14 protein-coding genes are annotated in these 14,340 nt (G+C 70.2%); 9 read left to right on the top strand and 5 right to left on the bottom strand.

The features are described 5' to 3' along the window. Nucleotides 1–36 precede the first annotated feature (36 nt). Nucleotides 37–642 (bottom strand): response regulator transcription factor, encoded by a 606-nt coding sequence (locus tag VF330_RS02190; RefSeq protein ID WP_330849762.1) that lies wholly within the window; start codon nt 640–642, stop codon nt 37–39. 108 nt (nt 643–750) lie between these two features. Between VF330_RS02190 and VF330_RS02185 the strand changes: the two genes are divergently transcribed. The 3 genes from VF330_RS02185 to VF330_RS02175 all read left to right on the top strand — a co-directional run bounded on the left by VF330_RS02185 (nt 751) and on the right by VF330_RS02175 (nt 3,064). Continuing rightward, complete coding sequence (locus tag VF330_RS02185; RefSeq protein WP_330849761.1) at nt 751–1,338, top strand: flavodoxin family protein; 588 nt, start codon at nt 751–753, stop codon at nt 1,336–1,338. A gap of 5 nt (nt 1,339–1,343) precedes the next feature. Then, entirely contained in the window at nt 1,344–2,351 is a 1,008-nt protein-coding gene (locus tag VF330_RS02180; protein ID WP_330849760.1) for a ketoacyl-ACP synthase III family protein, read from the top strand. 254 nt (nt 2,352–2,605) lie between these two features. After that, complete coding sequence (locus VF330_RS02175; protein WP_330849759.1) at nt 2,606–3,064, top strand: ATP-binding protein; 459 nt, start codon at nt 2,606–2,608, stop codon at nt 3,062–3,064. Here the strand turns inward: VF330_RS02175 and VF330_RS02170 are convergent. The 4 genes from VF330_RS02170 to VF330_RS02155 form a co-directional block, all read right to left on the bottom strand. Then, on the bottom strand, nt 3,061–5,301 hold the full coding sequence (locus VF330_RS02170; protein ID WP_330849758.1) for a sensor histidine kinase: 2,241 nt from the start codon (nt 5,299–5,301) through the stop codon (nt 3,061–3,063). The genes VF330_RS02175 and VF330_RS02170 overlap by 4 nt on opposite strands. A gap of 126 nt (nt 5,302–5,427) precedes the next feature. After that, nucleotides 5,428–6,072 (bottom strand): hypothetical protein, encoded by a 645-nt coding sequence (locus VF330_RS02165; protein WP_330849757.1) that lies wholly within the window; start codon nt 6,070–6,072, stop codon nt 5,428–5,430. Nucleotides 6,073–6,091: 19 nt separating this feature from the next. Beyond that, entirely contained in the window at nt 6,092–8,356 is a 2,265-nt protein-coding gene (locus VF330_RS02160) for a TOMM precursor leader peptide-binding protein (protein WP_330849756.1), read from the bottom strand. Continuing rightward, entirely contained in the window at nt 8,353–8,532 is a 180-nt protein-coding gene (locus VF330_RS02155) for a hypothetical protein (RefSeq protein WP_330849755.1), read from the bottom strand. The genes VF330_RS02160 and VF330_RS02155 overlap by 4 nt, the downstream gene beginning before the upstream one ends. A 211-nt stretch (nt 8,533–8,743) precedes the next feature. On the opposite strand from VF330_RS02155, the gene VF330_RS02150 reads away from it, so the two are divergent. The 6 genes from VF330_RS02150 (at nt 8,744) to VF330_RS02125 (ending at nt 14,330) form a co-directional block, all read left to right on the top strand. Beyond that, complete coding sequence (locus VF330_RS02150; protein ID WP_330849754.1) at nt 8,744–9,553, top strand: AfsR/SARP family transcriptional regulator; 810 nt, start codon at nt 8,744–8,746, stop codon at nt 9,551–9,553. 159 nt (nt 9,554–9,712) lie between these two features. After that, nucleotides 9,713–9,964 (top strand): acyl carrier protein, encoded by a 252-nt coding sequence (locus VF330_RS02145; RefSeq protein WP_325517320.1) that lies wholly within the window; start codon nt 9,713–9,715, stop codon nt 9,962–9,964. Nucleotides 9,965–9,992: 28 nt separating this feature from the next. Then, nucleotides 9,993–10,928, top strand: a complete 936-nt coding sequence (locus VF330_RS02140; RefSeq protein ID WP_330849753.1) for an aromatase/cyclase — start codon at nt 9,993–9,995, stop codon at nt 10,926–10,928. 197 nt (nt 10,929–11,125) lie between these two features. After that, entirely contained in the window at nt 11,126–11,854 is a 729-nt protein-coding gene (locus VF330_RS02135) for a hypothetical protein (protein WP_330849752.1), read from the top strand. Further along, nucleotides 11,851–13,119 (top strand): beta-ketoacyl-[acyl-carrier-protein] synthase family protein, encoded by a 1,269-nt coding sequence (locus VF330_RS02130; RefSeq protein WP_330849751.1) that lies wholly within the window; start codon nt 11,851–11,853, stop codon nt 13,117–13,119. Before VF330_RS02135 ends, VF330_RS02130 begins: the two co-directional genes overlap by 4 nt. After that, nucleotides 13,116–14,330 carry a ketosynthase chain-length factor gene (locus VF330_RS02125; protein WP_330849750.1) on the top strand — a complete coding sequence of 405 codons (1,215 nt, stop codon included), beginning with the start codon at nt 13,116–13,118 and terminating at the stop codon, nt 14,328–14,330. The genes VF330_RS02130 and VF330_RS02125 overlap by 4 nt, the downstream gene beginning before the upstream one ends. Nucleotides 14,331–14,340: the final 10 nt, after the last annotated feature.

The following is a 14,340-nucleotide window of genomic DNA, read 5'->3' as shown; positions in this document are numbered from 1 at the left end:
CCGGTGCCGTCCGCACAGCCGGAACGGGAGCGGGGCCTACAGCCAGCCCGCTTCCTCGGCGATGCGGATGGTGTCCACCCGGTTGCGGCCGTTGAGCTTCGTCATGATCGTCGTCATGTAGTTGCGGACCGTGCCGACCGACAACGACAGCGCGACAGCGATGTCGGGGGCGTCGGCGCCGTTCGCGGCGAGGCGCAGCACCTCCAGCTCGCGGTCGGTCAGCGGGCACTCGCCGCGGTCCCACGCGGCCAGGGCCAGCTGGCTGTCCACGACGCGCTCACCGGCGTGGACGCGGCGGATCGCGTCGGCGAGCTCCGACGGCGGCGCGTCCTTGAGCAGGAACCCGTCCACGCGCGCGGCCAGCGCCCTGCGCAACGTCCCCGGACGGCCGAGCGACGTCAACATCAACGTCCTGACCTGCGGCATCGTCTCGCGGATCGTCGTCGCGGCGCTCAGGCCGTCGAGGATCGGCAGGTCGATGTCGATCACGCAGACGTCGGGCTTGTGCTGACGCGCGGTCGGCACGATCTTGTCGCCCGAGCTCACCTCGGCCACGACCTCGATGTCCGGTTCGAGGTTGAGCAGCGCGATGAGAGCACCGCGCACCATGTGCATGTCCTCCGCGAGCAGAACCCTGATCATCGCGCCCCTCCGCGCGACACCCTATCTCCCGGCGTTCATGTCGCGCTCCACGTCGCGTCAAGGCGACCCGACGAGGGTGGGGAGAGCTGCCTTGCGAAGGGATGCGCCATGGAACGCGCCGTCAACGTGACCGTCGTGTACTACTCCTCGACCGGGACGATCCACCGGCTGGCCACGGAGATCACCGAGACAGCGGAGAAGCACGGCGCCGACGTGCGGCTGGTGCGGGCCGCGGAGCTCGCGCCCGAGGCGGCGTGGCGGTCCCGGCCCGCCTGGGCGGCGCACCTGGAGGAGACGGCGGACGTGCCCGTCGCGTCGGTCGACGACGTGCTCTGGGCCGACGCCGTCGTGTTCGGCACGCCGACGCGCTTCGGCAACGTGTCCGCGCAGCTCAAGCAGTTCATCGACACGCTGGGGCCGGCGTGGTTCAGCGGCCTGCTCGCGAACAAGGTGTACAGCGCCTTCACCTCGGGCGGATCTTTGCACGGTGGCATGGAAACCACGCTGGTCTCGATCTACAACATGGTCTGCCACTTCGGCGGGATCATCGTGCCCCCCGGCGGCGACCTGAACCCGTACGGCACCTCGCACGTCCTGGGCGCGGACAACGTGCCCGTCGACGAGATGGCGTTGCAGGCGGCCCAATTGCAGGCGGAACGCGTCGTGCGCATCGCACGCGCTCTGAAGGAGGTCTGACCGCGGTGCGAGTGAAGGATGTTTTCGTCAGCGGCAACGGGGTGCGCCTGCCGTCGACCCTGACGGTCGAGGCCGCGATCGCGTCGGGGGAGTGCGAGCCGAAGCTCGTCGCGCGCACGGACGTCGAGTCCGTCTCCGTCTCCCCGCACGAGTCGGCGGCCGAGATGGCGGTCGAGGCGGCACGGGTGGCGCTCGCGCGCGCGGGCTCCGCGCCCGACGACGTCGACCTGATCCTGCACGCCACCACCTACCACCAGGGCCAGGACCTGTGGCCCGTCGGCTCCTACATCCAGCGCGAGACGGTGCGGAACTCCTGCCTGGCGCTGGAGATCCGGCAGATGTCCAACGGCGGCCTCGCCGCCATGGACCTCGCGGTCTCCTACCTGACCGCGAGGCCCGGCCGCGACGCCCTGCTGACGTCGTCGGACCGCTTCTGCCTGCCCGGCATCGACCGGTGGCGCACCGACCCCGGCACGCCCTACGGCGACGGCGCGTCGGCCATCGTGCTGTCCACCCGCGGCGGCTACGCCCAGCTGCTCTCACTGGCCATCAACGCCGACTCCGACCTCGAACCGCTGCACCGCGGCGACGTGCCGTTCGGCCTCGCGCCGTTCTCGCACCGCATCCCGGTGGACTTCGAGGAGGCCAAGCACACCTTCAGCCGCGAGTTCGGCCTCTCCTACGGCATCAACAAGGCCAACGCCGGCCAGGCGCTCGCCGTCGAGCAGGCCCTGTCCGACGCGGACATGAAGATCGGCGACGCCGACTGGGTGATCCTGCCGCACTTCGGCCGCCGCCGGCTCGACGTGAACTACCTGCGCCCGTACGACCTGGACGCCGACCGGACCACGTGGTCGTGGAGCCGCACCGTCGGGCACCTGGGGGCGGGGGACCAGTTCGCGAGCCTCGACCACCTGGTGCAGACCGGCAAGGCGACGTCGGGGCAGCGGATCGTGATGTTCGGGGTGGGCGCCGGGTACAGCTGGGGATGCGCGGTCATCGAGATGCTGTGAGCGCCCCGCGCGCGTTCGGGTGACCGGCGCGCGCGAGGTCGCTGCGGTTTGTGAGGTAGAGCGATCCGCGCGTGGGCGGTCAACGCACGAGAACGGCTTGTGCGGAGTGTCGCGCACCGGAGCTCCGTGCGTCCGCGACGCGATGAGGGGCAGCCGACGCGCGTGCGCCCCTCCACGACGCTGAGTGGTGGCGGCTCGCCACCCATCTCCCGAATCCCACCGCCCCAAACCACCCGCCGTGCGAGCATGACCCCGTGCCCAGGCTCATCCTCCTGTGCGGCCTGCCGGGTTCCGGCAAGACGACCCTGGCGAAACGGCTGGAACGCGACCGCCGGGCCGTCCGGCTCTGCCCCGACGAGTGGATCGCCGACCTGGGCGTCGACCTGTTCGACGAGCCGTTCCGCGAACGCCTCGAACGCAGGCTCACGGCGCTCGCCGGGGACCTGCTCCAGCAGGGCCTGGACGTCGTCCTGGAGTTCGGCTTCTGGAGCCGGAAAGAACGCGACGAGCTGCGGGAACAGGCACGCGCGTGGGCAGTGGAGGTCGAGCTGTACCACCTGACCGCAGAGTTCGACGAGCTCGTCCGCCGGCTCCAGGTCCGCAACCGCGAGGGGTTCGTCGTGATCACCGAGGAGCTGCTGGCGGCGTACGCGCGGGTCTTCGAGGCGCCGGACGACGCGGAGCTGGCCCTGTTCGACCGGCCGCCGCGCTAGAGGATCGGGATCTCCGCCCGCAGCCGGTAGGTCTGCTCGGGCGTGGGGCCGGCCCGCAGGTCGCCGCCCAGTGCGCGGACCCTCGTGGTCAGGTTGCCGATGCCGCTGCCGTCGCGGGACCGCTGGTCGTCCGCGGAGATGCCGTCGTTGACGATGTCCATGGTGACGAGGTGCCGCGAACTCTCCAGCACGATCTCGCAGTGCTCGGCCTTGCTGTGGCGCAGCAGGTTCGTCACGCCCTCGCGCAACACGGTCGCGAGCGTCACCGTCACGTCGGTCGGCAGCTGGTCGCACGCGTCGATCCGGACGGTCACCTCGATGTCGGCCGCGGACAGCAGCGCCTGCGCCGACTGGGTCTCCTCGGCGAACGACAGCTCGCGGTAGCTCAGCGCCACCGACCGCACGTCCGCGAGGGCCTGCCGGGAGATCTCCAGCACCTCGGTGAGCTCCTGCCGCGCCCGGCCGGGGTCGATCGTCGCCAGCCGGTGCGTCAGTTCACTCTTCAGCGTGATGGCGGAGAGGCTGTAGCCGAGCAGGTCGTGCAGGTCGCGGGCGAACCGCAGGCGTTCCTGCGTCACGGCGGCGGTCGCCAGCTCCTCGCGGGCCTCGTGCAGCTCGGTCACCATCGACCGCAACCGGGTCAGCGCGTAGAGCACGAGACCGTGGTTCGTCGCGGCGATCACGCCGTACACCGTGTCCACGGCGCCTTCGCCGATCCCGGGACCCATCAGGTGGTAGATGAGGCCCTGCACCGCGACGACGGTGACGAAGGCCGCCCAGCCCACCCGGCGCGGCAGCAGCAGCGCCGCCGACCCGGCGAGGAAGCCGGGCACACCGCCGAGGTAGGGGATCTGGAACACGAACTGGGCGGTGTAGACGCACACGGCCATCCCGGCCAGCACCGCGTAGACGCGCGCCTGGCTCAGCCGCACGTGCGGACGGCTCACCACGGCCAGCACGAACGCCACCATCGCCGCGTTGCCCAGGGCGGAGGCTGCGATCCCGACCGCCCCGACCTTCGGGTAGAAGTACGTCGCCAGCGTCGTCGTCGTGGTCGCGTACAGGAGCATGACGGCCGTGAGCAGCACCTGCGCGAAGCGCGTCGCCATCATGGGGCCCGCGGGGCCCTGGTCGCTCGCCTGCTCCTCCGGCGCGGGGTCGACCGGCACCTCGGCGTGCAGCCGGTAGGTGCCGTCCGGGGACGGCCCGGCGAGCAGCGAGCCGCCGAGCGCGGTGGTGCGGGTGGCGAGGTTGCCGAGGCCGCTACCCCGGTCCGCGCTCGCCGAGGCGGGCGCGCCGTCGTTCACGACGTCGATCGACACGAACCCGCCCGCCTCGGAGATCGTGATCGCGCACCGGGTGGCCTCGCTGTGCTGCAGGAGGTTCGTCACCCCTTCGCGCACCACCGTCGCGAGCACGGTCCGCGACCGCGGGGCCAGGTCGGCGAGGTCCGCCTCGATCGTCGTCGCCACGCCGGCGGCGTTCAGCACGGACCGCGCCGACGCGAGCTCGTCGACCAGCGAGAGCTCGCGGTAGCTCGAAGCGACCGCACGAACGTCCGTCAGGGCCTCGCGGGTGATGCCGATGATCTCCGCCAGCTCGCGCTGCGCGCGGTCGGTGTGCTCACCGATCAGCTTGCGGGTCAGCTCCACCTTCAGGGTGATCGCCGAGAGGCTGATCCCGAGCAGGTCGTGCAGGTCGCGGGCGAACCGCAGCCGTTCCCGCGACACCGCGAGCCGCGCGAGCTCCGACCGCGCCGCCTCCAGCTGCTCGACCTGCGACGGCAGGCGGGACAGACCGAAGACGACCAGGCCCGCGACCAGCGAGGACGCCATGTAGTACGCCACCACGCCGGTGTCCCACTGGCCGATCTTGGTCACGGCGTTGGCGAGGGCGACCGCGACGAACACGAACCACCGGACGCGGCCGGGCAGCACCAGCAGGGCGCTGCCGGCGAGGAACCCCGGCATGCCCGCCCACGCGTTGGGGAAGAACGCCACCGGGACGAACGCCAGCAGCGCCAGCGCGCCGAGGGCGAGGTAGGCCTTCGCTGACCTCAGGTCCGTGCCCGGCCGGGAGAACACCCGCAGCTGCAGGTAGCCGATCGAGAGCAGGCAGGCCAGCGAACCCGCGATCCGCGTGGGCGTGGCACCGGCCTGCAGGACGTAGAGGAAGGCGTTGCCGAAGTAACCGGCGAACACCACGGTGATCACGACGTACGCCAAACGACGGGACACCGATGAGCGTTCCTGTCGCAGCGTCACAGCAGCTCCCACACGTGGGTCGGGACGCGGCCATGATACGGGCGCTTCCTGGGAAATCCCGCCTGCCGGGATCCGCGATCGGAGCAACATGGCGTCAGCTCAACGTCTCGCCGGGACGACGAGACCGGCCCCGGCAAGGTAGGCGACGACGTCGGCGACGAGAGACCGCTGCAGGTGCAGGACGTCCGCGATGTCGGCGATCGTGGTCTCGGTCTCCAGCAACCACTTCGCGATCTCCGTGGCGGGCGCGTTGTGCAGGATCACCTGGTACTGCTGGCCGGCGCACGCGAGCGCCTGGTCCCCGTTCAGCCGCTCGATCTCGGTGCCGCGCCGGATCGTGACGAGCTCGTCCTCGGTGATGTGGGGCAACCCGAACACGGCGTCCTTCGTCACCGCGACGACCGACAGGATCGGTCCCGCGCCGTCGTTGAGGCCCAGCGACGGCACGAGGCAACCACCCAGTTGGTCGAGCGTGTTCTTGAGCTTGCGCCAGATGAGGCACGGCCCGGAGCCGTTCTTCCAGCGCACGAAGTTCTCGTGCAGCGCCGAGATGTTCTCGAGCGCCACCGGCCCGAGGCTCATCCGCTGCAGGGCCTCGCGCACGAGCGGGCTGGTGTCCGCGATCTCGATGGCGCCCCACCTGCCGTGCACGGTGATGCTGTCGCCACCGTCGTCGACGAAGGCGTCCTCCAGCAACGACCACAGCGGGCGGCCGGTCGGGACGTGCGACTGGGTGGGCACCACGGAGCCTCCGCTCTGGCAGTCACATGAAGAAGGGGACGGGGTTCAGCTCGTCGAGGTGACGGGCCCGGGTCAGTCGCCCCAGTTGTACCGGCACGTCGTAGAGCCGTCCTTGAGCGAGTCTTGACCAGAACGAACGCAGCCCCGGGACGACGACCCGCACCACCGGCAACCCGAGGTCTGGCCTGGTCTGGTCGAGCACCAGCACCTCCATGCCGCGGGCCTCCAGCACCTCCCGGATCGCCAGGACGTCGTCGGCGAGGTCCCGGCGGTGGACGTGGCCGTGGTGCAGCACGTCCCGCGCGGGCACCGACGGGTCCGGGGCCAGCCACTCGTTGCCGGCGAGCCGGGTGTTCTCCACCCAGCGCCGCAGGTCGACGTCGAACTTGGACAGGTCGACGGGCTCGCAGACCGCGGGCATGCACTGGTTGAGCTCGGTGAGCGCCCGCCGTGCCGCCAGCCGCGGGTCGAGGTGCGCGCCGCAGCCGAACATGATGTCCTCGCGCGGCCCGTCCGTGCGCCGCGAGACCGCGACCATCACCGGGACGCCGAGGTCCGTGGTGACGTCGAGCAGCCACACCTCGCGGCCGATGCCCGCGTGCACCGCGCGGAGCTCGTCGACCCACGGGTCGTGGAACGAGTCCAGGTCCACGCCGGGAACGGGGGTGCGGTTGTACCACCAGATGCCGACGGCGTCGCGTTCGACCAGCTCGAGAAGTCCTTGCAGCACCGCGTCCTCGAGGCTGCTGCCGGCGGCGCAGCCGTTGGAGTCGGACGTGACACTCGGCGGGCAGGGGGCGCCGAAGAAGCACATGCCGGTGGGCAGGAACTTGTGCCGCTGCTCGGTGAGCGACCACAGCGGAGTCCAGTCCATCACCTCGTCGTCGTCGAACACCGCGGTGACGTGCTGGAACGGGGAGTGGTCCGCGTTCCACGCCTCGCGGCCGCGGTACTGCTCCGGGTGGTACAGCTGCACGGCCGAGGGGTGGATCGCGGCGTCGCCCAGAGCGGAGAAGCTGCTGCTGACCCTGGCCTCGTCCCCGAAGTAGGCGCCGCTGCGCCGTTCGACGGCCTCGCACAACGCCCCGACCTCGGCGTCGAGCGGGGTCACGCCCTTGCCGCCGGTGTCGGCGCGCAGCGACGACCGCAGGCCGTCGATGCCCTCGCCGACGGCCGCCAGGTTGGAGCCGGAGACGAAGGAGTTGAAGAACGCGGGGCCGTGGTCGTTGCGGCGGATCTCCGTGACGACGCCGGTGACCGGTCCGACGAGGTGCCGGTAGGTGTCGAGCACCTCCTGCGGCGACGACGACCGGTGGCCGCCGCCGTCGCAGGAGCGCTTCACGCGACTCGTGAGTTCGACCGGCTCGAACGCCCTGCGCGCGACGATCCCGGGGTCACCGCAGCCGGGGCACTGCGGGCGGCGCCGCACCTCGTGCTGGGTGACCTTCATGGTGAGGCTGTCGTAGTTCCAGATCGCGGTCTGCGTCTCGTGGCGGATCCCGGCCAGCCACTTCGCCGCCTCGACCGACGCGATCTCCAGCGCCATCGCCCGCAGCGACGGCAGTCCGATGGTGGGACGCGGTGCCGGGCCCCGTTGCCCGCAGCGCGCCCGGACGTGCGCCTCCGCCTTCCGGTTGACCGAGAGGCGGGTGGCGAGGCAGCGCCAGCAGGGGCCGTCGCCGGTGGAGGTGATGAAGGGGCCCACGGACACCTGCGCACCGACCGGTTTGACCAGCAGCCAGGGCGTGCCGGAGGCGCGGTGTGCGTCATCGATGTCGCGGAGCTCGGGGGTCAGGTAGTCGGCGCACGCCACGACAGTGAGGTCAGCACTCCCCGAAGTGACCGTCAAACCGTTGTGGCGCAGAGCTTGTGCGATTTCCTCGCGATCGACGTCGCCGATCGCGACCACGGACACGAGCGACGTCGTCGTCGCCTCCGCCGCGTCCGAGGGGTCGAGACCCGCCGCGTCCCAGTACGCGAGCGAGGCCTCTGTCGTGGCCGAACCGTCCTCCGTGCCGCGCCTGCCGATCAGGCCCGCCGCGGCGAGCCGCGTGAGCATGCGGGCCACCTTCTCGGCGGTCAGGCCGGCGGGGACGTCCCGCAGCAGCGCGGCGAGATCGCGGGTGCCGTCAAGCAACGGCGCCAGAGCTTCCACATGAGTGCCCGCGACGGCCGTGACCCCTGACTCGCCGATCAGGTACACCGCCTCGCCGTGCACTATCTGCGGGCGCAGGTGCCGTTTGAACCCGATGCGTTGCTCGCCCGGTTCAGCCAGTTCGCGTCTCATGCCGCGAGAACCTCGTCATCGGCCAGGTAGCTGCTGCCCGAGCCGCAGATGCCGGAGGCGTACACGATCCACCAGTCCATCGACGCCTCACGGTCGAACTGGTAGATCTTCATGTCGTCGGCGTCGTCCGAGATCGTGGGGACCGAGGTCAGGTGCTGCACCGTCGTACCGGACATTTCGTGACTCCGATGTTTGGGTCGGGGTTGATGTGGGTAATCATGCGGACCTGCGCTAATGGCCCGGTAGTTACCGGCTAATGCGCCCCGGTATGAAGTTTTCATACCCGCCCCGGGCAGAACTCACCTGACATCGATGGCCTGTGCACTAACGCCGTCCCGTTGGTCCGAGCAGACTAATCACGTGCTCGGAATCGAAGGAGGGGTCGCGATGCAGATCAAGGTCCTGGGGCCGGTCGAGGCCAAGGTGAACGGTCGCTCGGTGACGCCCACCGCGGCCAAGCCGCGGCAGATCCTGGCGCTGCTCGCGCTGCACTCCGGACAGGTCGTGTCCGTCCCCACGCTCATCGAGGAGCTGTGGGGCGACCGGCCGCCGCGCAGCGCGCGCACCACACTCCAGACCTACATCCTGCAGCTGCGCAAGCTCATCGGTGACGCGCTGGGGAGCTCCGACGAGACCGGCGCGAAGGAAGTGCTGGTCACCCGCTACGGCGGCTACCTGCTCGACGTGCCGCCGGAGGCCGTCGACGTGCACGAGTTCGAACGCCTCGGCCGAGCCGGCCAGCAGGCCTACGACGTGGAGGACTACGCGTCGGCGTCGAGGCTGCTGCGCCAGGCCCTCGACATGTGGCGCGGCACGGCCGTCGTGGACGTGCGGCCCGGCATGCCGCTCGGCATCGAGGTCGTGCGCCTGGAGGAGGCACGGCTCGGCGTGCTCGAGACGCGCATCGACGCCGAGCTGCGGATGGGCAAGCACAAGGCCCTGCTCAGCGAGCTCTCCGTGCTGACCGTGCAGAACCCGATGAACGAGAACCTGTGCGCGCAGTACATGATCTCGCTGTTCCGCGCGGGCCGGCAGTGGCAGGCGCTCGACGCGTTCAAGGCGCTACGCAACACCCTCATCGAGGAGCTCGGCGTCGAGCCCTCGTCGCGCCTGCAGACGTTGCAGCACGCCATCCTCACGTCCGACCCGCGCCTCGACAGCGCGGAGACCAGGCAGTTGCAGCGCCTGCTCGCCTGAGTTCGGCTCCAGCGGCCCCCACCACACTGTGGTGGGGGCCGTTTTGCTTTGTGCCGCAACGGTTTCTTCGAGGAACCCTCCAGTGGCCCACATGTGTGCGCTGGCAACCTCAGTCGTGGGCGCGCGAGAACTCGCCCGCTGGAGGAAAGGAAGCTAGCCGTGAGCGCACTGACCATCGAGGGCCTCAAGGAGATCCTCAACGAGGCCGCGGGCGACGACGACTCGTTCAAGCCGGGCCAGGACATTCTCGACATCCCGTTCCTCGAGCTGGGCTTCGACTCCCTCGCCCTGCTGGAGACGGTCGCGCTGATCAAGCGCAAGACCGGGGCCTCCGTCGCGGATGACGAGATGGCGTACATCGAGACGCCGCGTCAGCTGCTGGACAAGGTCAACGGACAGATCGCGGCCTGACGCCGGCGACTCGGGAACGGAGACGGACATGACGCACACCACCACGCACACGGTCATGATCGGGGCTCCCGCCAAGGTGGTGTACGACCTGGTCGCGGACGTGACGACCTGGCCGTACATCTTCGGACCCACGGTGCACGCCGAGGTGTTCGAACGGGACGGCTCGACGGAGCGGTTGCGGTTGCACGCGTTCGCCAACGGTGACGTGCGCACGTGGACGTCCCGTCGCGAGCTCGACCCGGCGAACCTGCACATCTCCTTCGAGCAGGAGCGCTCCGCCGCACCGGTGAAGACGATGGGTGGGGAGTGGCGGATCGTCCCGATCGCCGACTCGGCGACACGGGTCGATCTGCTCCACCACTTCACCGCGGCGCAGCCCGAGGCGGTCGACCTCATCCTGAACGCCGTCAACAACAACAGCGACGCCGAGCTCGCCGCCCTCAAGCGGGCGGCCGAGTACGGCGACGACTACGACAAGCTGGTGCTGTCGTTCTCCGACAGCATCACGATCCACGCGAGCCGCAAGGACGTCTACGAGTTCCTGTACCGGTCCGACCTGTGGCCGGAGCGCCTGCCGCACGTGGCGCGGCTGGACCTGAAGGAAGCCGTCACCGGGGTGCAGTCCATGGAGATGGACACCCGCAGTCCGGACGGGTCGATCCACACCACGCACTCGGTGCGGGTCTGCACCCCGTACGACGGCATCGTCTACAAGCAGACGCACACGCCGCCGATCATGGCCGCGCACGTCGGCAGGTGGACGTTCCGGGACATCGGCGACGGCATCGAGGCCGGCATCGAGGCGACCTCGCACCACACCGTCGTCATCCGGCCCGACGTGATCCAGCAGGTGCTGGGCGCCGACGGGACGATCGAGCGCGCTCGTGAGCTCATCCGCCACGCGCTGGGCACCAACAGCCTCACGACGCTCCGGCACGCCAAGGAATTCGCCGAGAACGGATGAGGTGGAGCGATGGGGTTGAGTGGCGCGGATTTGCTCACCGCCGCAGCACGCGCTGCAAGCCGCAACGGTCTCCACGTCGTGTCCATGTACCTGGAGAAGGCCGCGGCCGACCACGCGCGCAAGGGGTGCCCGTCCTCGGACGTCGCGCCCTGCGCGTACGAGATCGAGGCCTCCCGCGTACTGCTGTCGGGGTTCTGATGGAGTTCTACGACATCTCGCTGCGCCGCACCGGACTGTCCATCTCGGACAGGCTGGTCGCGGCGCGGCGCCTCGACGCGCTCGGCGTGGCGTTCGTCGACGGAGGTCGCCCCGCCCGGTCGTCCCACCCCCAGGGGTTCTTCGGCAGGGCGGCGATCGAGCTCCGGCTGCGGGCCGCCACCCTCATCGCCTCCGGAGGTCCCGAGGACCTCACCGCACTGATCGCCGCGGAGACGCCCGCGGTGGCGATAGTTGTCCAAGGGCACGGTTTCTCGGTCCTGCGGGATGCCGTGCGTCAACTCGTGCGCGCCGAACGACGAGTCGTCGTGGAGGCGCGGGACTTCTTCGACGGCTGGCTGGTCGACCCCGAGCACGCTCTGGAGGTCGTCCTCACCGCCGCGGAGGCTGGGGCGGAAACCGTGTTGCTGCACGACACCGCGGGCACGCTGTGGCCCGACCAGATCGGCGAGATCGTCGAGGCGGTCGCGGAGACCGGTGTGCCCCTGGGTTTCGGATGTCACGACGACGGCGGCTCGGCGGCGAGGCAGCTGCTCGCGGCCGAGGCGGGGGCGGGCCTCGTACAGGGGTCCTACGCCGTCGTTCGAGGTGGTCTCGATCGGGCCGTTTCACCATCGGTTCATTCGGCAGAGACAGGTATCGCTCCCGTGCCCTGTCCGAGATTGGAGCAGACCGTGTCCGCACACAAGGCGATTGGAGGTGTCCGATGAGTCGTCGCGCCGTCATCACCGGGGTGGGCGTGGTCGCACCTGGTGGCATCGGAACGAAGGCGTATTGGAAACTGCTGTCCGAAGGGCGTACGGCGACTCGCAACATCACGCACTTCGACGCGTCTCCGTACCGCTCCCGCATGGCGGGAGAAGCAGATTTCGATCCAGTGCGCGAAGGCCTCACTCCGCAGGAGATCCGCCGGCTCGACCGCGCCGCGCAGTTCGCGGTGGTCGCCGGCCGTGAGGCCATGTCCGACTCGGGCATCGAGTTCGACCAGCTCGACCCCGGCCGCATCGGTGTCTCGCTCGGCACCGCGGTCGGCTGCACGACCTCGCTGGAGCGCGAGTTCATCGTCGGCTCCGACCGGGGCAAGTACTGGGAGGTCGACGCCTCCTACGCCGTCCCGCACCTCTACGACTACTTCACGCCGTCCTCGATGGCGACGGAGCTGGCGTGGACAGTCGGCGCCGAGGGGCCGGTCTCCGTGGTCTCCACGGGCTGCACCTCCGGTCTCGACTCGGTCGGGTACGCGGCGGAGCTGATCATGGAGGGCTCCGCGGACGTCGTCGTCACCGGCGGCACCGAGGCCCCGCTCTCCCCGATCACCGTGGTCTGCTTCGACGTGATCCGCGCGTCGAGCACCCGCAACGACGACCCCACCACCGCGTGCCGGCCGTTCGACAAGACCCGCGACGGCCTGGTGCTCGGCGAGGGCTGCGCGATCATCGTGCTGGAGGAGCTGGAGCACGCCCGTGCCCGCGGCGCCCACATCTACGGTGAGATCGGCGGCTTCGCCTCGCGGTGCAACGCCTACCACATGACGGGCCTGCACCCCGAGGGCATCGAGATGTCCGACGCCATCAACATCGCGCTGAAGCAGGCGCGGGCGGACGCCACGGACGTCGGCTACATCAACGCGCACGGGTCGGGCACCAAGCAGAACGACCTGCACGAGACGGCCGCGTTCAAGCGGTCGCTCGGCGCGCACGCCTACAAGACCCCGGTCTCCGGCTTCAAGTCGATGATCGGGCACTCGCTGGGCGCGATCGGGTCCCTGGAGATCGTCGGCTCGCTGCTGGCGTTCGAGCAGGACCTCATCCCGCCGACGGCGAACCTGCACGAGCCGGACCCCGAGTGCGACCTCGACTACACGCCGCTGGTCGCGCGCGAGAAGAAGGTCAACACGGTCCTCACCGTGGGCAGTGGTTTCGGTGGATTCCAGAGCGCCATGGTGCTCAAGAAGGTGGAAGGGGCAGGCCGGTGACTCGGGCGGTGGTGACGGGAATCGGCATCGCGTCGCCGAACGGATTGGGGCCGACCGCGTACTGGCGGGCGACCCTGCACGGTGAGGCGGCGATCAGGCCGATCACCCGGTTCGACAGCGCCAACTACTGGGCGAAGATCGCCGGTGAGGTGCCGGGCTTCGAGGCAGGCCGGCACCTGCAGGGCCGGCTGCTGCCGCAGACGGACCACATGACGCGGTTGACGCTGGTGGGCACGGACTGGGCGCTGCGCGGCGCGGGCGTGCAGCCGAACGACATCCCCGACACCGACATCGCGGTGATCACCGCGGCGACGGCGGGCGGGTACGAGTTCGGCCAGCGCGAGCTGCAGAAGCTGTGGCACCAGGGCCCGGAGTACGTCTCGGCGTACCAGTCGTTCGCGTGGTTCTACGCGGTCAACACGGGCCAGATCTCCATCCGGCACGGCACGCGCGGTCCCGGCGCGGTGGTGGTGTCCGAGCAGGCCGGTGGCATCGACTCCATCGGCCACGCCCGGCGCCAGCTGCGCAAGGGCGTCCAGCTCGCCCTGACAGGCGGCATGGACTCCTCGCTGTGCCCGTGGGCGTGGGTCGCCCACCAGGCCTCGGGTTGCCTGTCCCGCAACAACAACCCGAAGCGCGCCTACCTGCCGTTCGACCGCGACGCCTCCGGGTACGTCGCGGGCGAGGGCGGCGCGATCATGGTCGTCGAGACGCCGGAGTCGGCGGCGGGACGGCCGGGGACGCGCATCTACGGCGAGATCGTCGGGTACGCCTCGACGTTCGACTCGAAGATGCCGTCGCGGGAGCCGGGCCTCAAGCGCGCGGCCGAGCTGGCGTTGCGCGACGCCGGCATGGACGCCTCGGAGATCGACGTGGTGTTCGCCGACGCGGCGGGCATCCCGGAGCTCGACAAGGCCGAGGCCGAGGCGATCAAGGGCATCTTCGGGCCGTACGGCGTGCCGGTGACGGCCCCGAAGACCATGACCGGCCGTCTCTTCGCCGGTGGCGGGTCCCTCGACGTGGCGTCGGCGATCCTCTCCATCTACTGGAGCGCGATCCCGCCGACCATCAACGTCGAGAACCTCGTGCCGGAGTACGAGCTCGACCTCGTGATGAACGAGGCGCGGCACGGCAAGATCAAGGCCGCGCTGGTGCTCGGGCGCGGCAAGGGCGGCTACAACTCCGCCATGGTGGTTCGCGAGTACAGGTGATGTCGGGCCT

It is taken from the genome of Lentzea sp., assembly GCF_036380075.1.
Lineage (GTDB): Bacteria > Actinomycetota > Actinomycetes > Mycobacteriales > Pseudonocardiaceae > Lentzea.
The sequence above is the reverse complement of the archived record's forward strand: the minus strand, read 5'-3'. Positions and strand labels throughout refer to the sequence as shown.